At 59.9% G+C, this 25463-nt stretch carries 23 protein-coding genes; 16 read left to right on the top strand and 7 right to left on the bottom strand.

The window, feature by feature from the left end:
- Positions 1-348 precede the first annotated feature (348 nt).
- The 8 genes from PG5_RS34935 to sthA all read left to right on the top strand — a co-directional run bounded on the left by PG5_RS34935 (position 349) and on the right by sthA (position 11734).
- Positions 349-1458 (top strand): polymorphic toxin type 44 domain-containing protein, encoded by a 1110-nt coding sequence (locus PG5_RS34935; protein WP_020798494.1) that lies wholly within the window; start codon positions 349-351, stop codon positions 1456-1458.
- 504 nt (positions 1459-1962) lie between these two features.
- Positions 1963-2379, top strand: coding sequence for a hypothetical protein (locus tag PG5_RS17700; RefSeq protein WP_256228339.1), 417 nt, complete (start codon positions 1963-1965; stop codon positions 2377-2379).
- A 510-nt stretch (positions 2380-2889) separates the two neighbouring features.
- Positions 2890-4095, top strand: coding sequence for an HlyD family efflux transporter periplasmic adaptor subunit (locus tag PG5_RS17695; protein WP_020798492.1), 1206 nt, complete (start codon positions 2890-2892; stop codon positions 4093-4095).
- Positions 4092-5336 carry a hypothetical protein gene (locus PG5_RS17690; protein ID WP_020798491.1) on the top strand — a complete coding sequence of 415 codons (1245 nt, stop codon included), beginning with the start codon at positions 4092-4094 and terminating at the stop codon, positions 5334-5336. Before PG5_RS17695 ends, PG5_RS17690 begins: the two co-directional genes overlap by 4 nt.
- Before the next feature lies 1 nt (position 5337).
- A complete protein-coding gene (locus PG5_RS17685) occupies positions 5338-7488 on the top strand; it encodes a glycosyltransferase family 2 protein (protein ID WP_020798490.1) in 2151 nt (716 codons plus the stop codon).
- A 9-nt stretch (positions 7489-7497) separates the two neighbouring features.
- The gene (locus PG5_RS17680) at positions 7498-8937 is read left to right on the top strand and encodes an efflux transporter outer membrane subunit (protein ID WP_020798489.1); all 1440 of its coding nucleotides are present in this window, start codon (positions 7498-7500) and stop codon (positions 8935-8937) included.
- Positions 8938-9115: 178 nt separating this feature from the next.
- Positions 9116-10132 carry an FAD:protein FMN transferase gene (locus tag PG5_RS17675; RefSeq protein WP_080725284.1) on the top strand — a complete coding sequence of 339 codons (1017 nt, stop codon included), beginning with the start codon at positions 9116-9118 and terminating at the stop codon, positions 10130-10132.
- A 207-nt stretch (positions 10133-10339) separates the two neighbouring features.
- A complete protein-coding gene (gene sthA / locus PG5_RS17670; protein WP_020798487.1) occupies positions 10340-11734 on the top strand; it encodes a Si-specific NAD(P)(+) transhydrogenase in 1395 nt (464 codons plus the stop codon).
- 42 nt (positions 11735-11776) lie between these two features.
- On the opposite strand, the gene PG5_RS17665 is transcribed toward sthA, so the two are convergent.
- Both PG5_RS17665 and PG5_RS17660 read right to left on the bottom strand, forming a co-directional pair.
- Positions 11777-12499, bottom strand: coding sequence for a glycerophosphodiester phosphodiesterase family protein (locus PG5_RS17665; protein ID WP_020798486.1), 723 nt, complete (start codon positions 12497-12499; stop codon positions 11777-11779).
- A 14-nt stretch (positions 12500-12513) separates the two neighbouring features.
- The gene (locus PG5_RS17660) at positions 12514-13095 is read right to left on the bottom strand and encodes a PilZ domain-containing protein (RefSeq protein WP_020798485.1); all 582 of its coding nucleotides are present in this window, start codon (positions 13093-13095) and stop codon (positions 12514-12516) included.
- 94 nt (positions 13096-13189) lie between these two features.
- Here PG5_RS17660 and PG5_RS17655 point away from each other — a divergent pair, with 94 nt between their 5' ends.
- The 3 genes from PG5_RS17655 (at position 13190) to PG5_RS17645 (ending at position 16442) form a co-directional block, all read left to right on the top strand.
- Entirely contained in the window at positions 13190-14440 is a 1251-nt protein-coding gene (locus PG5_RS17655; protein ID WP_042955475.1) for a lipoprotein-releasing ABC transporter permease subunit, read from the top strand.
- A gap of 7 nt (positions 14441-14447) precedes the next feature.
- The gene (gene lolD / locus PG5_RS17650) at positions 14448-15131 is read left to right on the top strand and encodes a lipoprotein-releasing ABC transporter ATP-binding protein LolD (RefSeq protein WP_168757547.1); all 684 of its coding nucleotides are present in this window, start codon (positions 14448-14450) and stop codon (positions 15129-15131) included.
- Positions 15132-15197: 66 nt separating this feature from the next.
- Entirely contained in the window at positions 15198-16442 is a 1245-nt protein-coding gene (locus tag PG5_RS17645) for a lipoprotein-releasing ABC transporter permease subunit (protein WP_020798482.1), read from the top strand.
- Positions 16443-16527: 85 nt separating this feature from the next.
- Here PG5_RS17645 and PG5_RS17640 read toward each other — a convergent pair whose 3' ends face one another.
- Together PG5_RS17640 and PG5_RS17635 are read right to left on the bottom strand one after the other, a co-directional pair.
- Entirely contained in the window at positions 16528-17877 is a 1350-nt protein-coding gene (locus PG5_RS17640) for a heavy metal sensor histidine kinase (RefSeq protein ID WP_042955478.1), read from the bottom strand.
- Positions 17877-18557, bottom strand: coding sequence for a heavy metal response regulator transcription factor (locus PG5_RS17635; RefSeq protein ID WP_020798480.1), 681 nt, complete (start codon positions 18555-18557; stop codon positions 17877-17879). Before PG5_RS17635 ends, PG5_RS17640 begins: the two co-directional genes overlap by 1 nt.
- 156 nt (positions 18558-18713) lie before the next feature.
- On the opposite strand from PG5_RS17635, the gene PG5_RS17630 reads away from it, so the two are divergent.
- Complete coding sequence (locus PG5_RS17630; RefSeq protein ID WP_020798479.1) at positions 18714-19235, top strand: plastocyanin/azurin family copper-binding protein; 522 nt, start codon at positions 18714-18716, stop codon at positions 19233-19235.
- Between the two features lie 61 nt (positions 19236-19296).
- A complete protein-coding gene (gene queF / locus PG5_RS17625; RefSeq protein ID WP_020798478.1) occupies positions 19297-20127 on the top strand; it encodes an NADPH-dependent 7-cyano-7-deazaguanine reductase QueF in 831 nt (276 codons plus the stop codon).
- A gap of 129 nt (positions 20128-20256) precedes the next feature.
- On the opposite strand, the gene PG5_RS17620 is transcribed toward queF, so the two are convergent.
- On the bottom strand, positions 20257-20520 hold the full coding sequence (locus PG5_RS17620) for a DUF4404 family protein (RefSeq protein ID WP_020798477.1): 264 nt from the start codon (positions 20518-20520) through the stop codon (positions 20257-20259).
- A 109-nt stretch (positions 20521-20629) separates the two neighbouring features.
- Entirely contained in the window at positions 20630-21250 is a 621-nt protein-coding gene (locus PG5_RS17615; RefSeq protein WP_020798476.1) for a hypothetical protein, read from the bottom strand.
- Between the two features lie 198 nt (positions 21251-21448).
- On the opposite strand from PG5_RS17615, the gene PG5_RS17610 reads away from it, so the two are divergent.
- The 3 genes from PG5_RS17610 to rssC all read left to right on the top strand — a co-directional run bounded on the left by PG5_RS17610 (position 21449) and on the right by rssC (position 24131).
- A complete protein-coding gene (locus tag PG5_RS17610) occupies positions 21449-22138 on the top strand; it encodes a VacJ family lipoprotein (protein ID WP_020798475.1) in 690 nt (229 codons plus the stop codon).
- Between the two features lie 329 nt (positions 22139-22467).
- Entirely contained in the window at positions 22468-23649 is a 1182-nt protein-coding gene (gene rssB / locus PG5_RS17605; protein ID WP_020798474.1) for a two-component system response regulator RssB, read from the top strand.
- A complete protein-coding gene (gene rssC, locus PG5_RS17600) occupies positions 23649-24131 on the top strand; it encodes an anti-sigma factor antagonist RssC (protein WP_020798473.1) in 483 nt (160 codons plus the stop codon). Before rssB ends, rssC begins: the two co-directional genes overlap by 1 nt.
- 188 nt (positions 24132-24319) lie before the next feature.
- On the opposite strand, the gene tal is transcribed toward rssC, so the two are convergent.
- Positions 24320-25246: a transaldolase gene (gene tal / locus PG5_RS17595; RefSeq protein ID WP_020798472.1), complete on the bottom strand. Its 927-nt coding sequence runs from the start codon at positions 25244-25246 to the stop codon at positions 24320-24322.
- Positions 25247-25463: the final 217 nt, after the last annotated feature.

Here is a 25463-nt window from a genome sequence, read left to right as displayed (position 1 = left end):
TGCACGTGAAAACGCCCCGACCTTGGTCGGGGCGTTTTTGTTTGTGCGTCCTTCAGACTTTTCTTTGCAAATAAAAACATTTTTGTAGGAAAAAGACTGTTCGGTTTGACGAAACGTCTGAATCGTCTTTTTGACCTCGCCGTGGCAGTCGCAACGCTGTCAGCGTCCGCTGCATCATTTCTAAACACCTTCCAAGGATAAGGAGTTTGAAATGAATGCACGCTTGCAGCCCTCATATCCCCCAGAGTATCTGCGTAGTCTGGACAACCCTTGTTTCATTGTGTGGCGATCACAACCCATCTTCGTAAACTTTCCGGGCTCGGCCGCAAGTAACGGAGTGGGAATTCAATGAAAGAAGGACATTTCATCGGCTTGAATGACCGAACCAGCTGTGGTGGCAAGGTTCTGGATGGTGACACTCGAGTCATGATGTTTGGCGTTGCCCACGCCTGCGAAGATGATCGGGTCACGTGTGGAGAGGACGGGGAGACGTATCGGATCGTCGGTGGCGTTTCGCACGTTATCAGTCATGGAAAGCGAGTGGCGGGCACACTGGATAGCTACAGCACCTGCCCTTGCAAGGCCGAGCTGATTCCCTCGGTGCTCACCGCTACGTATCAAAACAAGGCTGACTCTGCGCAGCGGGCCACCAGGGTCGCAAGCTCACCGGCGACTCCGGCTGCTAACAGCTTTATAACCAGGCCCCAGGTAGTTGATCTGAAGCTGGCAGATAAAGTCGCTAACCCACTCGGTGATCTTGGTGGAAGCAAAGTCTGTAACCATCCAGACCAAATGGAGGCGCTGGCCAGCTACATCGCTGGCGAGATGAATAGGAACATCAAGCATCCAGACGTGTTGAAAATGAAAGAGCTGTTGAGCTACGACAGAGGCGCGGATTCCAGGAGATTCTACGCGTTACCCTGGTACGCCAGACTGGCCGGACCACCGAATTTCAATGGCATTGCATTAACGAAAAAGCTAGAGGCGATGGCGATTTGGACAAAGCAAGTGGGGCAAAATATGGAGTGGGATCATAAGCCTAAACTTCGGAAATTATTTCCCGGCGTACGACATAAGCAGGGGAAGTACCTTTACTATTACGACATTTGGTCGAACATCCACTACGGTTATGTCGGAATAATAGGGGGGCTTTCCGAAAGTTTACTCCTTGACGGAGCAGGGGCCGAGCAAATCGCTTCAGATGCCCTGCGCAAGATCGAAGAGTTACGAACAAAGCCAAAAGAGGAGAGAGAGCTCCTCGGCCCTCGTCCTACAGCTAGCCCTTGGACTGAATTGCGATCGTGGGATGATGTAGCTGATAGAGTGTCGATAAGCATCGGTATAAAGCTCGCCAATCAGTACCCTAAAGGCGGGATAACCGCGCAAGTGATCATGAATAAAGTGTTGACAGTTCCACCCGAGAGCTGGGGCGATGGAATTCGTGTCCATGCCTGTTAATAAGTCCCGATCTCGCTACTTGCGGTGGTTATGGGTTCCGATTTTCCCACTGCTGCTGCCACTGCTGGTACTTCAGTTGATGGCCCTATGGAATGTTTATGTTCTACCCAGTGCAACCGTCAATTACTCCAAGGATGCCGTAAAGGGCTTGCGGTACACATGGAATGTCCAAGATCGGATATACAGGGGGCGGATGTCCCCCGGAGGCTCCGTCAGCGACCACGGATATCTGTATCCAGATGCCGAATTTTTCATGGAGTTTTCCTGGGCTGTCGAGAGCGGGCGTTGGCACTGTATCAGCATCACGCCGAAGTGGCCTAACATGCATATTTTCCTCGATGCGGACGGCAACTTCGATATGAGCAAAGTTAGCGGTGTAGATGTGGGTAGACTAAAAGAGTGTCAATGGGACATGGTCAAGCCATGACATGCGTCAAATTAGTAGTCTGTATTGGTTTGATCAATGAAGCCTGCCGTTACACCCGTGACTGAAGGGAAGGAGTCGTGGCCGCATTGGCAAGTGAAACCATAAAACGGTGCTCGCGGTGGCTATGGATCCCAGTTGTTTTTTTGGCGATCACCCATTGGGATATTGCGTTGCCTACTGTGACTATTCATTACACCAAGCATGCTAAAGAAGAGATTAAATACATTTGGAACGTACAGCACCGGATATTCAAAGGACAAATGAAGCCTGGGGGCGGTACACGTGATTATGGCTTCTTGTTTCCAAGTGAGAAGTTTTTCATGGAGGTCTCCTGGTGGGACAATAATGTGCTCCGACACTGTGTCAACATAATCCCAAAATGGCCAAATACGCACATCTACCTCGACGCAAACGGCGATATTGATCTCGGCGAAGGCAGCGGCACTGATACGGATCGCTTGAAACAATGCACCACGGACTACGCACGCCCCTGAAAGACGCCAAAGCATGAAAGATGCTGTCTCCTGAGCCGATTGCGGGTGACTTATATCATTTTAAGCTTTCCAGTCATCATTTAAGAATTATCTAAAACCCGATACAAAGTTCAATTCGCAATAAAAAATAAAAATCATCAGTAAAAATAACAGGTTGCCTACCAATTCGGCTTAATCACATGACATGGATCCAATCGTCAAGCCGCTACATATTTGACGCCATTTAATTGCTCCATTCATTTACTTGACACCCCAAGGCACTGAATCTAGTGTCGCCAATGACACCGCCCGCTCTGCCTCGGGCAACACATAGTCATGTTCCACAGCGACTCTCCAAAAAGACGGGAATCCCATTCCCGCTCACCTCACAATAAAAATCATATCAATCAGCGTCGGCTTAATTGCCGTGCAAAGACCCATTACGTTTTGCTCACCCTGCCAAAAGTGTTTTCGCAGTCAGGCCTGCTATTGCCTGGCTGATATGCGGTTGGTCTATCGGGAGAGTCGAACATGGCGCAAGAACGCTCGAAGTTGTTATCGCTGTTACCGCGCCTGGTGGGATTGGGGGTGCTGGGGTTTGTTGTCTGGCTGTTGATGTCCACTTTGCTCATGCCACTGGTGTCGGCCTCGGCCACCCGGGCGATTTTGAATGCGCCGGTGATTCTGTTGACCACGCCGATCGATGGCGTGGTGAGTTCCCTGGCGGTCAAGCCCGGGGTGACGTTTAGCCAGGGCCAGAAGATTGCCGTGGTGGAAAATCCGCGGGCGAACCAGGAAACCTTGCTGACCCTGCAAACCCGGCGCCTGACCCTGGAGCAACAGCTGTCGTCTTCGGCCAGCCAGGCCGAGCACGATCAGCGGTATTACGAGGAGCTGGAGAAAACCAGCCAGCGTTACCAGGCCGCGTTTCACACCCGTCAGCTTTACACGCAAAAAGCCCTGAAGGCCGAGAACAGTGCCGCCAGCGCGCGGTTGATCGATGCCCAGGAAACGGTCGAGCGCAATCTCGAGTTGTTCGTCCAAGGGGCGGTCAGTGGTGCGGTGGTGGCTTCGTCGAAAGCGCAGCTGGCTTCGTTGCAAGGCGCGGCCGAGTCGGTGCGTTCGCAGTTGCGGATCACCGATGGTGACGTCAGTGCCGCCAATAAACAGGTGTACCTCGATCCCGATCAACTGCGCATGTTCGATCTCAGCGCGCAAATGACCACGCTGAAACTCAGCCTGGAGAATCAGGCGCGCAACCGGGTGACCTATCAGCAGGAACTCGACAATCTCAACCAACTGATCGAAACCGAGCAGAACCGCGTCCGGATGATGGCCGGCTACGACGTCGTGGCGTATTCGCCCGGTACTGTCCAGGAACTGCTGGCGCCCCAGGGCACGCTGGTGCAGGCCGGTTCGACCTTGCTGCGGGCCACCGATTGCGCGCAGAGCTATGTGATCGCGGTGTTCCCCGAGCGCATGGCCAGCAAGATCGACCGCGACAGCGTGCTCACCGTGAAAATTCGCGGCCTCGACCAGCCCCTCAAGGCCAGTGTGGTGCAGTTGTTGTCTAGCGCCTCGGACATCCGCGCCAATACCTACAGCGTGCCGTTCCCCTATGCCGAGCAAAATTCCGTGTACGTGGTCGGCACCTTTGCTGCGGACCTCACGGACAGCCAGCGCGCCATGACCTGCAACCCGGGGTTGTGGGCCAGTGCCGAGGTGTCGCGGCCATGAGCATTGTATTGCGAGCGATGATGGGACTGATGTTGATGATCGGCACGGCAAGCGGATGGGCTGCACAAGCCCAACCGCAACTGGCGGCAATGACCTGTGCGGCGCTGGATCAGGCCGTGACATCGCAGCCGGCGGGGCCGGTGCTGGTAGCCAGTTATCCGCCGCTGGATGGCCAGCCTGCGCCGATCCTGGCGTTGCGCGGCGTGGCGTTCACCTATGACAACGCACTGGCGAGCATTGCCTTGTTTGCCTGCGGCAAGGCCGGGTCGGCGCGGCGGATCGCCGATGCATTGGCGTTCGCCACAGGCCATGACCCGGAGTACCGGGACGGACGCCTGCGCAACGCCTACGCCGCCGGCCCGGTGGCGGCGCCGTCGATGAAGTTGCCGGGCTATTGGAGTGTCGAGCGCAATGCCTGGAACCAGGACGCCTATCAAGTCAGCAGCGCCACCGGCAATCAAGCCTGGGCGGCATTGGCGCTGCTGGAAGCATTTCGCCAGAGCGGTGAGGCGTCCTACCTGGAAGCCGCGCGAAAAGCCCTGCAATGGTCGCAGCAAAACACCTACGACGGGCAAGCGCCCGCCGGATTCAGTGGTGGCTATTACGGGTACTTTGACAAGCAGGTCCAGCAGAACTGGAAATCCACCGAGCACAATGTCGACCTCGCGGCGGCGTGGTCGGCACTCGACGCGGTGGCCCCAAATCAGGAGGCGGCAAAGCAAGCGCAAATTGCCCGGCAGTTTGTCTCCAGCCAATGGGACGCCGGGGAAGGGCGTTTCCTGATCGGCACGGGCGCGGACGGCCAGACCTCGGACCGCGTGCGCTCGGGGCTGGATGCGCAGATCTGGCCGTTGATCGCCCTGCATGAGCCACCCAAGGACTGGCGGCGCGTTTTCGCCTTCATCGACCGCGCTCACCGTGCCGGCGAAGGTTACGGTTTCAACCGCGACCCCGATGGCCTGTGGACCGAGGGCACCGCCCAGGCCGCCGCCGTGGCGCGCTTGAGCGGGCTCAGTGACAAGGCGCAACCGTTGTGGCGCGTGCTGCTGGCCCAGCAGGCCGGCAACGGCTGGCTGTTCGCAACACCGGCAGAACGCATCAGTACCGGGCTGGCCATAGGCCCGGACTCGGTCAGCAACGATTTTTTCTACTACCACCTGCCTCACCTGGGCGCTACAGCGTGGGCGGCGATTGCCGCCACCGGCGTCAATCCCTTTACCGGTTTGCGAGAGGCTGACTGACATGCAGGCACTGGACTCGCTGCAACTGCTGCAAATCAATTTCTGGACGCTGGCAGCGGTGATTCTGTTCACCTGCCTGACCCACCGTGATCAATGGGCCGCGCGGGTCGGTTTCGGTGCCATCACCGCCTTCCTGCTGATCAATTATGCGGCCTGGCGGATTCGCGACACCTTGCCCGATGGGCATTCCGGATTCGCTACGGTGTGGGCTTACACCTTCCTGTTCTTCGAGATGCTGGCGATTGGTTACACGCTGTTTTCCATTGTCGTGATGCTCTGTCGGACGGATCACCGCACAGATGCCGATGCCGGTGAACGCCGGCTCAGAGAGCAAGGCAGCGCGGTCCCTGCGGTGGACATCTTCATCGCCACCTACAACGAAGGCCTGGAAATCCTCGAAAAAACCATTATTGCCGCCCAGGCCATCGACTACCCGAACTTCACCATCTGGGTACTCGACGACACCCGCCGCGACTGGCTGCGCGACTACTGTGCGCAAATGGGCGTGCAGTACGCGCGTCGCCCCGACAACTCCCACGCCAAGGCCGGCAACCTCAACAACGGTCTGCGTCAGTCGGCGGCCCTCAGCAATGCGCCGTACATCCTCGTGCTCGATGCCGACTTTGCGCCGCAGCAGCCGATCCTCTTGCGCACCCTGGGGCTGTTCGACGACCCCAGGGTCGGCCTGGTGCAGACGCCACAGTTCTACTACAACCCCGATCCGATCCAGCACAACCTCGGCACGTCGGCCTGTTGGGTGGATGAGCAACGGGTGTTCTTCGATGTGTTCCAGCCGGCGAAGGATGGCTGGGATGCGGCGTTTTGTGTTGGCACGTCCTTCGTAGTGCGGCGCGATCTGATTACCGAAATCGGCGGTTTTCCTACAGGCTCGGTGTGCGAAGACATCTACACCACTTACCGTTTGTTGCAAAAAGGCTATGTCACCCGCTGGTTGAATGAGCGTCTGTCCATTGGTTTGTCTGCCGAAGGCTTGACCGAGTACATCAATCAACGTGGGCGCTGGTGCCTGGGCACGATCCAGGTGGCATTGCTCAAGGAGGGGCCGTTGCGCGGCAGCGGCTACACGCTCAATGACCGGCTGCACTATGTCCATGGGCTGATGCACTGGTTTTCCAAACCCTTCATCTTGATGATGCTGGTGTCGCCGGTGCTGTACTGGTACTTCGGCATCGCTGGGTTCTACGCCAATCCGCTGGATTTCCTGGCGTTCGGCATGCCGGCGCTGATTGCGTTCTGGGGCTATGGGACCTGGGTGACGGACCGGCGGACCTTGCCGATTTTTACCGAGGTCACGCAGATCGTTGCCTCGCTGGCGGTCACTGCCACCATCGCCAGCGCCATGATCCGACCGTTCGGGCGCCCGTTCAAAGTCACCGCCAAGGGCCTCGACCGGACGAAAACCATGGTGCATTGGAAGCTGTTCGGGTTCTTCCTGGCCTTGACCTTGCTTTCGCAGTTTGGCGCCTATATCGCCATCAGCACGGCTGCCTCGTTCGACGGCAACATGCTGTTCAATCTCTGCTGGACGGTGGTTGCGTTGGTGTACAACCTCGCGACCCTGGTGGCCTGTGTCGACCGCCCACGCTTGCATGGCGAAGAGCGCTTTCCATTCGATAAACCCACCGGGTTTCGTTTCGGCGGCAAGGTCCTGGCGGGGCGCCTGGTGGATATTTCCCTTAGTGGCGCGTCGCTCAATTGCGCCTTCGCTGCCTCGATCAAGCCGGGGCTGTGCGGTCAGATCTGGATCGACAAGCTGGGTTGGCTCGATGTCGAAGTCATGCGCAATCACGGCGAGGACCAATTGGGCCTGCGTTTCGCCGACCTTGATGAAGGGGTGCGCCAGCGCCTGATCGCGCGGTTGTTCAGCGACGCGACCATCAATGTCGTCAGCAAGGCCGAGCCGGCACAGGCCTTTGGCACTTTGCTGCAGCGCTCGCTACTGGGCGAAAAAAGTCTGGCGCCGCGTTCCATCAAGCCGCTCAAGACGCCGAGCCATGTCTCGCCGCCTCGTTGGCGGCCGATCAGTGTTCCTTCGCGCAAACCGGCTGTGCCGCACATCAGTGTCGAGCGGTCGGGTCTGTGGTCGTTGCTTCTTTCCCCCTTGCGAGCTTTGCTCGGCCAACGTTTTTAGGTGCGCGCCATGAACCATTGCCTACCCACCTCATGTTTCATGACCTTGTTTTTGCTTGGCGGTTGCTCGCTGGAACCGACCTACGAGAAACCCGAGGCACCGATCGACCAGCAGTGGCCGGCGAACACGGCCGGTGAATGCTGTAACGGCAAGCAGGCGTTCGATAAGGATTGGCGCGGTTTTGTGGTCGACGAGCGCCTGCGCCAGTTGATTGACATGGCCCTGGCCAACAACCGCAGCCTGCGACAGTTCGCGGCCAGCGTCGAGGAGGCGCGGGCCGGGTATGACAGTGCGCGCTCAGGGCTTTTTCCTACGATCGGCATCGACACTTACGCCGGTCGCAGCAAGTTACCGCCATTGGTGCGCACACCGGGCGGCGGCGATACGGCGGGCAGCATCGCCAACACCTATCAGGCAACGGCCGGCTTTACCTCCTACGAGTTGGACTTGTTCGGGCGTATCCGCAGCCAGCGTAATGCCGCGGGGGCACGGTTCGAAGCGTCCGAGGCGGATTACCAAACGGCGCGGCTGGCGCTGATCGGCGAAGTTGCCAGCACCTGGTTGAGCCTCAAGGCCAATCAGCATTTGCTCGACCTTGCGCAGAACACCTGGCAATCCCAGGACCGCTACGGGCAGCTGTTGCGCAAAAGTTATAACCTCGGTTCCAGTGCGCGGATCGATGTCCACCAGGCAGATGCACAAACCAACACGGCGGCGGTGCAGGTCAACACCTATCGCATGCAAGTGGCGCAGGACATGAACGCGCTGCGGGTGCTGGTGGGGCAACCGGTACCGGTGGGGTTGCTGCCGACCGGCGCGCTGGGTGAGCAGTTGGCGACCCTGGACGTGCCGGCGGGTTTGCCTTCGGCGCTGGTTGAGCGACGGCCGGACATCATGTCGGCCGAGGCGCAGTTGCGTGCAGCCAACGCGGATATCGGCGCGGCCCGTACGGCGTACTTCCCGACTTTTTCCCTGACGTCGGCGCTGGGCAGCCTGACCGGGGAGTTTTCCCAATTGCTCAGTGGTCCGGCCGAGTTCTGGTCGGTGGCGCTGGCCGGCTCGTTGCCCTTGATCGACGGGGGCGCGCGGCGGGCGCAAGTGGACGCCAGTCATGCCCGCTTCGCCGGCCAGGCGGCGGCCTATGAAGCGACGGTGCAGAATGCATTTCGAGAAGCGGCCGATGCCTTGAACGCCCGGCAGGAAATGCTCACCCAGGTCGAGTTCCAGAAAAAACTGGTCGGGGATTATCAGGAAGCCTACCGCCAGTCTCGCCTGCGTTTCGAGTCGGGGCTGGACAGCTATTTTTCTACCATGGATGCCCAGCGCTCATTGTTTGATGCGCAGCAGAAGTGGGCACAACTGGAGTTGGCGCGGGAGATCAACCAGGTGACGTTGTACAAGGCGTTGGGGGGAGGGTGGAGCCAATCGTTGAAGATGGCGGATCGTTGAGGCGCGCGATACCCTCACACCACAAATCCCTTGTGGGAGCGGGCTTGCTCGCGAAGGCGGTGTGTCAGACGGCATTGTTGTCATCTGGTGCACCGCCTTCGCGAGCAAGCCCGCTCCCACATTTGTATCGCATAATGGCTGAGCCTGGCGTTGTGTCCGGGAATGATTGGGGGGAGATTTGTTGACCTGGCGACGGTATGGTCTTTTGGTGCTGATCGGCACCTTGTCCGCCTGCGGCAATGGCGATTCCCTGGAAAGCTTCGGCGGTCCAACCATGGGCAGCACGTATTCGGTCAAGTACGTGCGTCACGCCGGTCTTCCTGCCCCGGCAGACGTCCAGGTCGAGGTCGAGAAGATCCTGGCGGAGGTCGACCGGCACTTATCGACCTATCGCAGCGACTCGGACATCGCGCAATTCAACGCATTACCGGCCAACCACTGTCGGGTAATGCCTGCGTCGGTCCTGCAATTGGTCCGCGTCGGCGAGCAGCTGTCCATGCAAAGTGCAGGCGCGTTCGATTTGACGGTCGAGCCGCTGCTCAATCTCTGGGGGTTCGGCCCACAGGCCCGTGAAGAAAAAATCCCCACTGCACAGGCGCTGGCCGAGGTGCGTCAACATGTCGGTCACGATCATCTGCGCATTGACGGCGAGCAGCTATGCAAGGACGCCGCCGTGGAAGTCGACTTCAACAGTATCGCCGCCGGTTATGCGCTGGACACGATTGCCGCGAAGCTCACGGCCATGGGCATCCACGACTATCTTGCCGAAGCCACCGGTGAACTCAAGGCCGCCGGCAGGAAACTCGACGGCACCGCATGGCGCATCGCTGTGGAAGAACCTCGCGACGATCAACAGGTGGCCGAGCGCATCATCGCCATCGACGGTTATGGCCTGTCGACTTCGGGTGACTACCGTAACTATTTCGTGCAGGGTGGCCAGCGCTTTTCCCACACCCTCGATGCGCGCACAGGTTTACCGGTCTCACACAACCTGGCGTCTGTCACGGTGATTCATCCTTCAGCGTTGATGGCCGATGGCTTATCGACGCTGTTGCTGATTCTCGGCCCGGAGCAGGGTTGGGACTACGCGGAAAAACACGACATCGGCGCATTTTTTGTGATGCGTGCCGATACAGGTTTCGTCACACGCAGCAGTCACGCCTTTGAGCGTTTGAGTGGCAGGAAAACCGAGTGATTGCGGCGATTCGGGCATTGAAACCTGGCGTTGTAGTGCAGGCAAAACTAGCCTACGACGCGACCAAGGGTTAATGTGCGCGGCGTTGACGCTTCTATAGACTGTGTCCGGGTTCTGCATGGACCCCAAATTGTTCCTTCATGCCACAGATTGGCGTGATTTAGCCGCAGGTGCCGCTGGTGCCGCGGCCTGTTCTGAGGAGTACGCATGGCTGTCTACAACTACGACGTGGTGGTGTTGGGTTCCGGCCCGGCGGGGGAAGGCGCGGCAATGAACGCCGCCAAGGCAGGGCGCAAGGTGGCGATGGTCGATAGCCGTCGCCAGGTCGGCGGCAACTGCACTCACTTGGGCACCATCCCGTCCAAGGCACTGCGTCACTCGGTCCGGCAGATCATGCAGTTCAACACCAACCCGATGTTCCGGGCCATTGGTGAGCCGCGCTGGTTCTCGTTCCCGGACGTGTTGAAAAGCGCCGAGAAAGTGATTTCCAAGCAAGTCGCCTCGCGCACCGGCTACTACGCCCGTAATCGCGTCGACGTGTTCTTCGGCACCGGCAGTTTCGCCGACGAGCAAACCATCGAAGTGGTCTGCGCCAACGGCGTGGTGGAAAAACTGGTGGCCAAGCACATCATCATCGCCACCGGTTCGCGCCCTTATCGCCCGGCCGACATCGATTTCCATCACCCGCGTATCTACGATAGCGACACCATCCTCAGCCTCGGCCACACCCCGCGCAAACTCATCGTCTACGGTGCCGGCGTGATTGGTTGCGAATACGCATCGATCTTCAGTGGCCTGGGTGTACTGGTCGAGCTGGTGGATAACCGCGGTCAGTTGCTGAGCTTCCTCGACTCGGAAATTTCCCAGGCCCTGAGCTACCACTTCAGCAACAACAACATCACCGTTCGCCACAACGAAGAGTACGACCGCGTCGAAGGCGTGGACAACGGCGTTATCCTGCACCTCAAGTCTGGCAAGAAGATCAAGGCCGACGCCTTGCTCTGGTGCAACGGCCGCACGGGCAACACCGATCAGTTGGGCCTGGAAAACATAGGCGTGAAGGTCAACAGTCGTGGCCAGATCGAAGTCGACGAGAACTACCGCACCGGCATCCAGAACATCTATGGCGCGGGCGATGTCATCGGCTGGCCGAGCCTGGCCAGTGCCGCCCACGACCAGGGCCGTTCGGCCGCTGGCAGCATTGTCGACAACGGCAGCTGGCGCTTCGTCAATGACGTGCCGACCGGGATCTATACCATTCCGGAGATCAGTTCGATCGGCAAGAACGAGCAGGAGTTGACCCAGGCCAAGGTGCCGTACGAAGTGGGCAAGGCGTTCTTCAAGAGCATGGCGCGGGCACAGATCGCCGGCGAGCCGCAAGGCATGCTCAAGATCCTGTTCCACCGTGAAACCCTGGAAGTGCTGGGCGTTCACTGCTTCGGTTACCAGGCGTCGGAGATCGTGCACATCGGCCAGGCGATCATGAACCAGCCCGGCGAGCTCAACACCTTGAAGTACTTCGTCAACACCACGTTCAACTACCCGACCATGGCCGAAGCCTATCGGGTTGCCGCGTACGACGGCCTCAACCGGCTTTTTTGAGCGGCTCCGGCCGGTGGCCTGAGCCGGCCGGGGAGACCGATTTCAGCAATTCTCGAGCGTGGCAGTGGCCAAACCGGGAAAGTCTGTAATCAGGCTGTCAACGCCGAAATCAGCGAGCCTGCGCATCAGCGCGGGTTCGTTGACTGTCCACACCGACACATGCAGCCCCTGGCGCTGCGCCTTCTCCAGGCGTTCCGGCGTACACAGGGTCCAGTTCAACGCGAGGATCTCGCAGCCATAGCCTTGCGCAACCTTCAACGGGTCGAGCCAGGCGTATTCGGCCACCAGTCCGCGGGACACGTCCGGCACCAGGTCCAGCGCCGCCTTCAATACTTCCCGTGAACTCGACGTGATGGTGATCTTGTCCAACAGGCCATGTCGTTGCGCCATTTCGCGAATCGCCAGCACCGTTGTGGCGGCGCGGGTGCGTGACGCGCTCTTGACTTCCAGCTGCCAGTGCTCGAAATCGCATTTCTCGAACAGCTCTTCCAGGGTTGGAATCGGGCACGGCGTGATCCAGCCCGGTCCGCCCTTGCGCGCGTCGTAGGTCACCAGCTCTGCCGCCGTGTGCTCCACGACCTTGCCGCGCCGGTCGGTGGTGCGCTTGAGCGTCGGATCGTGGATGACCATCAGCTCGCCGTCCATGGACAGGTGCAGGTCCAGTTCACAACGGCGCACGCCGTGCTTGAGACATTGCTGGAAGCTGGTCAGGGTGTTTTCCGGTGCTTCGCCCTTGGCGCCGCGGTGGCCGTAGATGAGGGTCACGATCGTTCCTTAATTTAAATGCCTGATTCGTTCAGTTCGCGGGCCAGGCGTCGTTCCTGGGCCTGCTTTTGCAAAATGTAGCGCGCCAACAGTTGTCGCTGGGCATCGGTCAAGTGTTCGAACTCGGTGCCGACGTCGTAGCCCTCGCCCTTGCGGTCGCAGTGGGTGACGCGTGCGCGCAGCAACAGGCCCAGGGCCTGTGGCATCAGCACCAGCTTGATCGACAGGCGCGCGTCGGCGGCGATGGGGGTCGGGTGCTGGAAGTCGATGCCGCCTTCGGAAATGATCACCGGCTGGGGTACGCCGATCTGCCCGAGCACGGTGATGGCGATCACCTGGCTGAGCAGATCGATGCGCTTGTTCTGGGATTTGAGGAACGCCGCGAGGTTGCGGTCGCGCTCGCTGATCTGGCGCAGCAGGTGTTGCGACTCGAATTCGCTCAGGTGCAGTTCGCTGAGCAGATTGAATAGCGGGGAAGCATCCTGCAACACTTCCTGCCCTGCGGCTTCAAGGGCGGACAGGGGCCGAATTTCCAGTGCGATCATGTCCTCGATACGGTAGTATTCGCGGCGATCTTCTTCATCTAATGTCGACATGGCGAACCCATGGTAGCGGCGGTGGTCTGAGTGTAAAGCTGGTTATCGACCCCCGCCACAAGGACGTTCCTTTTCCCTCCGAACAAGCCCCGACATGTTCAGACCTCTCTTCGTATTTATCGGCACGCGTTATACCCGTGCAAAGCGTCGCAATCATTTTGTGTCATTCATTTCCCTGACCTCGATGATCGGACTCGCCCTTGGCGTGGTCGTGATGATCGTGGTGCTGTCGGTCATGAACGGCTTCGATCATGAGATGCGTACCCGCGTGCTGGGCATGGTGCCCCACGCGACCATCGAATCCGGCGAGCCGATCAGCGATTGGCAAGGCCTGGCCGCCAAGGTCAAGCAGAACCCGCAGGTAGCGGCCGTGGCGCCGTTCACGCAAATGCAGGGGTTGCTGACCAACAACGGCAAGGTCAACAAGATCCTGCTCAATGCCATCGACCCGGCGCAGGAACGCCAGGTGTCGATCATCGACAACTTCATGCTGCAGGGCAAACTCGACGACCTGGCGCCGGGCGAATTCGGCATCGTCATCGGTGACAAGGCCGCGGCCAAGCTCGGTGCGGCCGTGGGCGACAAGCTGACGTTCGTGGCGCCGGAGGTCACTGTGACGCCCGCCGGGATGTTCCCGCGCATGAAGCGCTTCACCGTGGTCGGCATCTTCCATGTCGGCGCCGGTGAGCTTGATGGTTACCTGGGCATCACCAACCTGCAGGACCTGGCGCGCTTGCATCGCTGGAAACCGGACCAGGTCCAGGGCCTGCGGCTGAAGTTCGACGATCTGTTCCAGGCGCCGCGTGAGGCGTGGAGCATCGCCCGCGAGCTGGGCGAAGACCGCTACTACGCCCGCGACTGGACCCGCACCCACGGCAACCTGTACCAGGCCATCCGCATGGAAAAAGCCATGATCGGCCTGTTGTTGTTGCTGATCGTTGCGGTCGCCGCGTTCAACATCATTTCCACGCTGGTGATGGTGGTGAACGACAAGAAAGGCGATATCGCGATCCTGCGCACCCTCGGCGCCACGCCGGGCACGATCATGCGCACCTTCATGGTCCAGGGCACGGTCATCGGCGTGGTCGGCACGGCCATCGGCGCGGTGGTCGGGATTTTCGCCGCGCTCAACGTCAGCGCAGCGATCTCGGCGCTTGAAGGCCTGATCGGCCACAAGTTTCTCAATGCCGACGTGTATTTCATCGATTACCTGCCGTCGCAAGTGCAGAGCCAGGACGTGGTCATGGTCTGCTGTGCGGCGCTGGTCCTGAGTTTCCTCGCCACCCTGTATCCCGCCTGGCGTGCCGCGCGCACCCAGCCGGCGGAGGCGCTACGTTATGAGTGAGTCGCGCATGAGTGATAAAGCAATCTTGAGCTGCCGCAGCCTGGGCAAATCCTACGAGGAAGGCCCGGAGTCAGTGGAAGTGTTGGCGGGCCTGCAACTGGAGTTGCACCCGGGCGAGCGTGTGGCGATCGTCGGCAAGTCGGGCTCGGGCAAGAGTACCTTGCTCAACCTGCTGGGCGGCCTCGATACGCCGACCAAGGGCAGCGTCTGGCTCGACGGTGAAGAACTGTCGGCGCTGAGCGAAAAGAAGCGCGGCCTGTTGCGTAACCGTGCCCTGGGCTTCGTGTACCAGTTTCACCACCTGCTGCCGGAATTCACTGCCCTGGAAAACGTCTGCATGCCGCTGCTGATCGGCAAGACCGCGATTCCCGAGGCGCGCAAGCGTGCCACGGCGTTGCTGGAGCGGGTCGGCCTGGGCCATCGCCTGGAGCACAAGCCGGCCGAGCTGTCCGGTGGCGAACGCCAGCGTGTGGCCATCGCCCGCGCCCTGGTGAACAACCCCGGCCTGGTGATGCTCGACGAGCCGACCGGCAACCTCGACGCCCACACCGCCCAGGGTATCCAGGACTTGATGCTGGAACTCAGCACTTCGATGCGCACGGCGTTCCTGGTGGTAACCCACGACATGAACCTGGCCCGCCAGATGGACCGCGTCCTGCATTTGCAGGAAGGTTGCCTGACGCCTATCTGACGGGTTGAAACCCGACGGCACTGAAAAGTCCGTCGGGTCTTTTATTTTTATACGGTGCCCCAGCGAATGTTCAGACCGTTATCGATCTTTATCGGCACGCGCTATACCCGCGCCAAGCGCCGCAATCGCTTCGTTTCCTTCATCTCGATGACCTCGATGATCGGCCTCGCCCTGGGCGTGCTGGCGATGATCGTGGTGCTGTCGGTGATGAACGGCTTCCAGCGCGAAATGAGCTCGCGCATCCTCGGCATGGTGCCGCATGCGACCATCGTCGGCGTTAATCCGATCGACGATTGGCAGCCGGTGGCCGCCGCCGCGATGAAAAATCCGCAAGTGACCGCCGCCGTACCGTTCACCGAGATGGAAGGCATGCTGTCCTACAAGGGCACCATGCAGCCGATCCAGGTCAGTGGCGTCGACCCGGCGCTGGAAGGCCATGTGTCGATCGTCGCCAAGCACATCGTCCAGGGGCGGCTGGATGCCCTGAAACCGGGTGAGTTCGGTGTGGTGATCGGCGAAATCACCGCGCGCCGTTTTCGCTTGAACGTGGGCGACAAGATCACCCTGATCGTGCCGGAAGTCAGCAACGCGCCGGGCGGTATCACCCCGCGAATGCAACGGCTGAACGTGGTCGGCGTGTTCAAGGTCGGTGCCGAACTGGACGGTTCGATGGCGCTGATCCACCTCGCCGATGCCGCGCAAATGCAGCACTGGGAGCCGAATCAGGTGCAGAGCGTGCGCCTGGCGGTGAAGGACATGTATGCGGCGCCGCAAGTGTCGGGCGACATCGCAAACGCCCTCGGCGCAGCCTACAAGGCTGACGACTGGACCCACACCCAGGGCAGCCTGTTCAGCGCCATGAAGATGGAAAAAACCATGATTGGCCTGTTGCTGCTGATGATTGTCGCGGTGGCCGCGTTCAACATCATCGCGACCTTGATCATGGTGGTGAACGACAAGGGTGCGGACATCGCGATTTTGCGCACCATCGGCGCCACGCCACGGCAGATCATGGCGATCTTCATCGTGCAGGGTACGGTGATCGGGGTTGTCGGCACATTGATCGGTGGGGTGTTGGGCGTGATTGCGGCGTTGAACGTCAGCGCCATGGTCGGCTGGGTAGAGCGGGTCAGTGGCCAGCACATCTTCAGTTCCGACGTGTATTTCGTCAGCAACCTACCCTCTGAGTTGCAGGGCGCGGACGTGGCCCTGATCTGCACGGCGGGGTTTGTCATGAGCTTCTTGGCCACGGTTTACCCGGCGTGGCGGGCGGCGAAGGTCGAGCCGGCTACCGCATTGCGCTATTCGTAAGCCGTTACACCGCCTTCGTCGGAACGCCGCCCGGAGCAAGCTCGCTCCGGGCGGCGTTCCGACGAAGGGGTCAGGACTGCTGGCCTCATTCTCCCTTTGGTAACTCAATCACAAACCGCGTCCACCCATTTTCCGATTCACAACGAATCTGCCCACCATGGGCGCGGACAATCGACTGGGTAATCGCTAACCCCAATCCCGCATGCTCGCTGCTGCCTTCATGGCGCGCCGGGTCTGCGCGGTAGAAGCGATCGAACAGGCGTGGCAGCAGATCTGCCGGAATTCCTTCACCGCTGTTTTCCACCGACAGGCTCAAGCTTTTGGCCTGGTCGTTGATCCGCACCCGAACCTCACCCCCGGCCGGGGTAAAGCGCAACGCATTGTCCAGCAAGTTGGACAGCGCCCGGCGCAACATGTTGCGGTCGCCTTGCAGGCGGGCATCGCCATCACGGCTCAACGTCACTCGCGCGTCTTCGGCCAGGGGCGCAAAAAACTCCAGCAACAGGTCCACTTCCTCTGCCAGCTCCAACGGTTCGCGCTTGGGCATCAACAGCCCGTGGTCGGCCTTGGCCAGGTAAAGCATGTCGTTGACCAGTTGCGCCATCCATTGCAGCTCCTCGAGGTTACTGTGCAGCGCTTCGCGGTAATCCTCGAGGGGGCGGGGGCGGGTGAGGGTGACCTGGGTGTGGGTCAGCAGGTTTGACAGCGGGGTGCGAAGTTCATGGGCAATGTCGGCGGAGAACGCCGACAGGCGCTGGAAGGAGTCGTCGAGACGCCCGAGCATGGCGTTGAAATGGTGGGCCATTTCCGCCAGCTCCGGCGGCATGTCTTCTTCCGGCAGGCGTGCGTTGAGCGATTGCGCCGAGACACCACTGGCGACTGCGCTCATGCGGCGTAACGGTCGCAGCCCGCTGCGTGCGGCCCAGGCGCCGAGCAGGGCGGTGGCCAGGGCGGACAGGCCGACGGTCAGCCAGATCAGGTGTTGCATGCGCTGCAGGAAATGCTGGTGATGGGTGATGTCCAGCAGCAAGCTCAATTGCGGCGAATCGGGTGTGTCGGGGTACAGCGGTGCGTTCAGCACGCGGTAGTCGGTGCCATCGTGGCTCACCGTGGACAGTCCGGGTTGGCGCGGCAAGGTCTGCGGCAGGTTGGAGGAGCTGTCATACCAGCGGCGGCCATCGCTGCCACTGATGCGCAGTGAAAGATCGGCCTGCCGGCTCAACTCGTCGGCCAGCCGGGCGTCACGCTGGCTTGATTGAATGTCCGGCAATGCCCGTCGCAAGCCAATCAGCTTGTCCTCGAGCAACTGCTGGTCAAGCTCGATGAAGTGCGCCTCGCTGGCGCGGCTGAACAGCACGCCGGCGAACAGCGAGACCACGGCGGTGCATGCGGCGAATAACAGGGCCAGGCGAGCGCTCAAGGACAGCCGGCGCATCAGCACTGGCGCTCTTCGAGCACATAGCCCATGCCGCGCACGGTATGGATCAGTTTGTTCGGGAACTCGTCGTCGATCTTCAAGCGCAAGCGGCGGATCGCGACTTCGATGACGTTGGTGTCGCTGTCGAAATTCATGTCCCAGACCTGGGACGCGATCAGCGATTTGGGCAGGACTTCGCCCTGGCGGCGCAGAAGCATTTCCAGCAGGGCGAACTCCTTTGCGGTCAGGTCGATGCGCTGGCCGCCGCGCTCGACCCGGCGGCGGATCAGGTCCAGGCGCAAGTCGGCCAGTTGCAGGCTGGTTTCCTGGGGCGTGCTGCTGCCACGGCGCAAAAGGCTGCGGACCCGGGCGAGCAATTCGGAGAAGGCGAATGGCTTGACCAGGTAATCGTCGGCGCCCAGTTCCAGGCCATAAACCCGGTCCTCGACGGCGTCCCGGGCGGTCAGGAACAGCACTGGCGTGTCGAGGCCGGCGCTGCGCACCGCTTGCAGGATCTGCCAGCCGTCGCGGCCGGGCAGCATCACATCGAGAATCAGCAGGGCATAGTCGCCACTCAAGGCCAGTTGCTGGCCAGTGCTGCCGTCGGCCACCAGTTCCGTATTGAACCCGGCCTCGGTCAGGCCCTGGCGCAGGTAATGGCCGGTTTTCGGTTGGTCTTCGACGATCAGCAGTTTCATGGGCGACTCGGGCTAAATGGAACGACAGCGTTATACCGTGGGCGACGAGGCTGCGGGCCTTGCTGACAAAGTTGTAATTTGGCTGTCAGGTAAAGGGCAGCGGTGACAGTTTAGAGTTTTCCACAGGCTGAACCTTAATCTTGTTGGAGTACTTCGATGTTTTTGCGTAAATCCGTGTTGCTGGCCAGCTGTCTGTTGGCACTGGGTTCGCCGGTTTGGGCGGCTCCAGAGGTTACCTATGATTTTGGTCAACCGGCCCCGGCAGCCAAGGCGACCCGTAGCGTGGAGGTGGTCATGGCTGACATGACATTCACCCCCAAGTCTATCGAGATCAAGGCAGGGGAGACCGTGCGTATCGTGCTGGTGAATAAAGGCCAGTTGCTGCACGAATTCAACCTCGGCGATGCAGCGATGCATGCCCGGCACCAACAGGAAATGTTGCAGATGCAACAGAGCGGCATGCTTACGCCTACCGGCATGAAGGCAATGGACCACGGCGCCATGGCCGGAATGGGGCATGCCATGCAGCACGACGACCCCAATAGCGTGCTGGTGGCGCCTGGCAAGACCGCCGAGCTGACCTGGACCTTCAGCAAGGCCACTCGCCTGGAATTTGCCTGCAACATCCCCGGTCATTACCAGGCCGGCATGGTCGGCAAGTTGACTGTCAGTCAGTAAGCACTCAAAGGCTGCGGCAAAGGCTGGTAGAATCCGCTGATTCTTCAGTCAGGTTTCCGCCATGCATCCCGCAGCCGAACACTCGCCGCTGGGCAAATCCAGCGAATACATCGCCACTTACACGCCGTCCCTGCTGTTCCCGATCCCGCGTACCGCGAAGTGGGCCGAGCTCGGCCTGACGGCTCAGACACTGCCGTACAAGGGCGTGGATTTCTGGAATTGCTTCGAACTGTCGTGGTTGTTGCCATCGGGCAAGCCGGTGGTGGCGATCGGCGAGTTCAGCATCCCGGCGGATTCGCCGAACATCATCGAGTCGAAGTCGTTCAAGCTCTACCTCAACTCCTTGAACCAGACGCCGTTCGCCGACACCGCGAGTCTTGAAGCGACCCTGGCCAAGGACCTGTCGGCCGCGGCCGGCAAGCCTGTGGGCGTGCGCATCCGCAGCCTGAAAGAGGTCGAGGCCGAAGGCGTGGTGGCGTTGCCCGGCGTGTGCATTGACGATCTGGACATCAGCGTCAGCAACTACGAGCACCCGCGCCCGGAACTGCTGCGTTGCGATGAGTCGCGCATTGTCGAGGAGAGCGTGCACAGCCATTTGCTCAAGTCCAATTGCCCGGTGACCAGTCAGCCGGACTGGGGCAGCGTGGCGGTGGAGTACCGTGGCGCGGCGCTGGATCACGCAAGCCTGCTGGAATACATCGTCAGCTTCCGCCAGCACTCGGACTTCCATGAGCAGTGCGTGGAGCGGATTTTCCTTGATCTGCAGCGGTTGCTGAAACCGGAGAAATTGACGGTGTATGCGCGTTATGTGCGGCGGGGTGGGCTGGATATCAATCCGTATCGCAGTACCGAAGAGGTGCAGCTGCCGAACCATCGCCTGGTCCGTCAGTAACGATTCATTGTGTAGGAGCGAGCATGCTCGCGAAAAACCAGAGGGCAACGCGGGGCATCAGGTTTCCCGCGTTATCGTTGACCTCCATCGCGAGCATGCTCGCTCCTGCAGGGGATTTCTGCGTTTGGTTCAGATTCCCATGCTGTGCAGGGCCGTGCCAATCTGGCGCAGCGTGCTGGCGAGGGTCGGGTGTTCGAGTTCGAAGCGATCGACAGCCAGGTTGACGTTATCGGCGAGGCTCGAGTCCTGTGTCTTGGTTTCGAGCTCCAGCTCAAATTCGATCTTCTGCATCAGTTCGCGCAGGTCGTCACGCTCTGCGTCGGTCAGCGGAGGATTCTGTTCCAATTGCTCGCGCAGGGCATTGAGCTGTTCTTGCAGTTCGCGGGCAGACATGGCGTTCTTCCTTTTATCGATAGGCACTGGCATAGACCGCGACGGCGCGCCAAAGGTCTATGGCTTACCTTTAGATTAATCCACCCGCGCGTAACCTGCATGATCTGAATCAGGGCTTTTCGCCCTTGAGCCGACGCAAGCTGATGTCGGCCAGGCAAGTGTCGAGTTCACCAAGGTGATCGATTACCGAATGCACGCCCAGGCCGAACAGCTGCACCGTTGCCTTGCTGCGCTTGATGTCGCGCTCCTGCGCGGACAATGCCTGCCATTGCTCGGGCGAAAGCCCGCAGAGCGAGCCACAGGACGCCAGGCCGATGGTCCACAAGCCGGCATTGAGTCCCGATTGCAGCAGTCGTGGTTCGCCGCTGACCAGCACGCAGCCATCGAGTCTTTCGATGTCCAGCGCCATCAAGGCTTGCCAACACGCATCGGGCGCCGGCCAGGGTTTGATTGTTTCAGCGTATTGCGAAGGTCTTATCCATTGCGGCAGGCCGCCGGCCAATGCCTGGCTGATGGCGGGGGAGAGCTCATCGAGCCAGGCGCAGGGGATTTGCTGGCGCTGCAGGCTGATCAGACTGTCCAGGGCGCCGGGGGTGGCTTGTGCGTGATCAGTGCCTGGGTTGCCCTGAAGGCGCGTGCGGGCACCGAAATCCACCAGGCAGCCACTCAGCCCGAACAGCACGGCAGTCAGGTTCGGCGCATTTTGCGGGGTGGTTTCGGCGTGCGGCATATCAACGTCCCTGAAATAGTCTCAAGGCTAGAGGGCGACGGTGACAGTTGAGTGACACTGTTGTGAATTGCTCGCATTCTGCCAAGATCGTGCGCGGGGACGGGCCCCATGCTGCCTAAAGTGGCCGAATCGTCTTATACTGGCAGCCTTTGCGCCGGGCCAAGCGTCCGGCGACGGTATAGTCCAAGGAGTTTTTTTATGCGCTGGAGCAATCCTCTCGCTCGGCTTTGTGTATGCGCCGGTGCGCTGCTGATTCCGTTTGCTGCGCAGGCAGCCTCGGAAGATGATCCTTGGGAAGGCATCAACCGTCCGATCTTCAAGTTCAACGACTTCGTCGACACCTATGCCCTCAAGCCTCTGGCCCAGGGCTATCAGTTCGTGACACCGCAGTTTCTTGAAGATGGCATCCACAACATGTTCCGCAACGTCGGCGACGTGACCAACCTCGCCAACGATATCCTGCAGGCCAAGCCCACCGCCGCGGGTGTCGACACCGCGCGACTGATCTTCAACACCACCTTCGGCGTGCTGGGCTTCTTCGACGTGGGTACCCACATGGGGCTGCACCGCAACGACGAAGACTTTGGCCAGACCCTCGGTTACTGGGGCATGGGCAGCGGGCCTTATGTGATGCTGCCGCTCCTGGGGCCTAGCACCGTGCGTGATGCGCCATCCAAGTTCGTCGATAGCTACACCGGTCCTTATCCGTACATCAACGACGTGCCGGTGCGTAATTCGATCTTCGGCCTGAACATCGTCGATACCCGGGCGGACCTGCTGTCCTCCGAGAAGTTGATTACGGGCGACAAGTACACGTTCATCCGCAACGCCTATCTGCAGAACCGCGAATTCAAGGTGAAGGATGGTCAGGTCGAAGACGATTTCTGATCCACAGCGGTAAAAAGAAGGCGGCCATCGAGCCGCCTTCTGCATTTTTGTCGTTCGCCAGGACCTTTCATTGGGTTTCGGTCAGGACGGTTCTTATAACTCCCGGTGATTTCAAAAGTGCCGGCGCCAAGCGACCATCGGCGTGAGCTTGAAACGCCTCGCGGATGGGAGTACCGTCTGCGCCTTAGAAGGGCACCTCTGGTGTACGTGTGGATCGGGTAAATGCTCGAAAACAGTGCGCCAGAGAGGCTAGAAAGCGAATCCAGTAGTCAGAGCCGGGCCAAAATCCGCGCCGCTACGCCAACCTAATTCTGGCGCCGTTTGCCCACATGCCAAAAACCAGTGCCACGCTGCTGATAATCGATGATGACGAGGTAGTGCGCGCGAGCCTCGCGGCCTATTTGGAAGACAGTGGTTTCAGCGTCCTGCAGGCCAGCAACGGTCAGCAGGGTCTTCAGGTATTCGAGCAAGACAAGCCCGACTTGGTCATCTGCGATCTGCGCATGCCACAGATGGGCGGACTCGAACTCATCCGCCAGGTCACCGAGCTTTCGCCGCAAACACCGGTGATCGTGGTGTCGGGCGCCGGCGTAATGAACGATGCGGTCGAGGCCTTGCGCCTGGGCGCGGCGGATTACCTGATCAAGCCTCTCGAAGATCTGGCCGTGCTCGAGCACTCTGTGCGTCGGGCCCTGGATCGTGCGCGCCTGCTGATGGAAAACCAGCGCTATCGCGAGAAGCTGGAGAAGGCCAACCGCGAGCTCGCCGCCAGCCTCAACCTGCTCCAGGAAGACCAGAACGCCGGTCGCCAGGTGCAGATGAACATGCTGCCGGTCAGCCCCTGGGCCATCAACGACTTCAAGTTTGCCCACCAGATCATCCCGTCGCTGTACCTGTCGGGGGATTTTGTCGACTATTTCCGGGTCGACGAGCGCCGCGTGGCGTTCTACCTGGCGGATGTTTCCGGGCACGGTGCTTCTTCAGCCTTTGTCACTGTGCTGTTGAAATTCATGACCACGCGCCTGTTGTTCGAGTCCAAGCGCAGCGGTACCTTGCCGGAATTCAAGCCGTCTGAGGTGCTTGGGCATATCAACCGGGGCCTGATCAGTTGTAAGCTGGGCAAACACGTCACAATGGTCGGTGGAGTCATCGACGAGGAGACAGGTTTGTTGACCTATAGCATCGGTGGTCATTTGCCGTTGCCTGTGTTGTACACACCCGACAGTGTCAGTTATCTGCAAGGGCGTGGTCTGCCGGTAGGCCTCTTCAATGAAGCCACCTACGAAGATCACGTGCTGGAGTTGCCGCCGACGTTCAGCCTGACGCTGATGTCAGATGGCATTCTGGACCTTTTGCCAGAACCCACACTCAAAGAAAAAGAAGCTGCGTTGCCCGAACGGGTCAAGGCGGCGGGCGGCAGCCTGGATGGCCTGCGGCAGGTTTTTGGATTGGCCACGCTAGGGGAGATGCCGGATGATATCGCCCTGTTGGTGTTGAGCAGGAATCTTTGATGAGTACCGGTAGAATCCAGTTCGCCGAACAGGACGGCACCTTTGTCCTGAAATTCGTCGGTGAAGTTCGCCTGACCCTGTGTTCGGCGTTGGATGCGACTATTGATCGGATCTTCACCGCGTTGAATTTCAACGCGATCGTGATCGACCTGACCGAGACCCGCAGCATCGACAGCACGACTTTGGGCCTGTTGGCCAAATTGTCGATCCTGTCGCGGCAGAAGGTCGGGCTGCTGCCGACCGTGGTCACCACCCACGAAGACATCACCCGTCTGTTGCAGTCGATGGGGTTCGAGCAGGTGTTCAACATCGTCGACCAGCCAGTGCCATGCCCGGAATGCCTGGACGACCTGCCTGATCAGGATCAGTCGGAAGAAGTGGTGCGGATCAAGGTGCTGGAAGCGCACAAGATCCTCATGGGGCTGAACGACTCCAATCGTGAAGCCTTTCATGACCTGGTGAATGCGCTGGAGCGGCATTGATGGTTGGCCGGGCTGGCCCCTTCGCGAGCAGGCTCGCTCCCACAGGGGAGCGAGTTACGTAATACGAAGGACATTGTGGGAGCGAGCCTGCTCGCGAAGGCGTCAGAAAGATCGCCACATCCAATCAGGACGCACAAAAAAGGGCGAACCCACCAAGGTTCGCCCTTTTTGCATTTCGCCGATTCAGATCACAGCTTGGCCTGCAACAACGCCTCCAGCTTCTCCTGGTCACGGGCGAACTGGCGAATGCCCTCGGCCAGTTTCTCGGTCGCCATGGCGTCCTCGTTGGATAGCCAGCGGAATTGCGCTTCATTGAGGTTCAAGCGCGCTTCACCGGCATTGCCCGGCGCCAGTTTGCGCTCCAGCTTGCCGGTGTCTGCCGCCAGCTTGTCGATCAGGTCCGGGCTGATGGTCAGGCGGTCGCAGCCGGCCAGTTGCTCGATCTGGCCGAGATTGCGGAAGCTTGCGCCCATGACCACGGTCTTGTAGTCATTGGCCTTGTAATAGTTGTAGATGCGGGTCACCGACTGCACGCCTGGATCGTCCGCGCCGACGAAGTCGTTACCGGTGGCTTTCTTGTACCAGTCGTAGATGCGGCCCACGAACGGCGAAATCAGGAATACCCCGGCGTCGGCACAGGCAGCGGCCTGGGCAAACGAGAACAGCAGGGTCAGGTTGGTCTGGATGCCTTCCTTTTCCAGGATCTCGGCAGCGCGGATGCCCTCCCAGGTGGAGGCGATCTTGATCAGCACCCGGTCACGGCCGATGCCGGCGTTTTCGTACAGCTCGATCAGACGATGCGCGCGCTTCAAGACGGCGTCCGTGTCGAACGACAGGCGTGCATCCACTTCGGTGGAAATGCGGCCAGGAATCACCTTGAGGATTTCCTGCCCCACCGCGACGCCAAAACGGTCGCTGGCCAGGCCTACATCGCCCTTGCAGTCGCTGACGCAGGCGTTCAGCAATTCGGCATAAGCGGGAATCGACGCCGCCTTGAGCAGCAACGACGGGTTGGTGGTGGCGTCCACGGGTTTGACGCGAGCGATTGCTTCGAAGTCGCCGGTATCGGCAACCACAGTGGTCATCTGTTTGAGTTGTTCCAGCTTGGAAGTCATGGGCGTGCTCTGTCCTATGGGTCTGATGACATTACCCGAGCGCTGACAGCCACTCAAGGGCATGTAGGTGTATCGACGACCCCAGTGGCAACAACCGCGAAACGGCTGTTTGAATGGTGGGGCGCGGTATCGGTAGATTCGATACCGAAACGCCGCGCAGGTTCCAGGCAACTGACCGGTTGTGCGGATTCATATAGACCTGTGGGAGATTCTATGG

This window comes from Pseudomonas sp. G5(2012) (genome assembly GCF_000408945.1).
GTDB classification, from domain to species: Bacteria; Pseudomonadota; Gammaproteobacteria; order Pseudomonadales; family Pseudomonadaceae; genus Aquipseudomonas; species Aquipseudomonas umsongensis.
The sequence above is the reverse complement of the archived record's forward strand: the minus strand, read 5'-3'. Positions and strand labels throughout refer to the sequence as shown.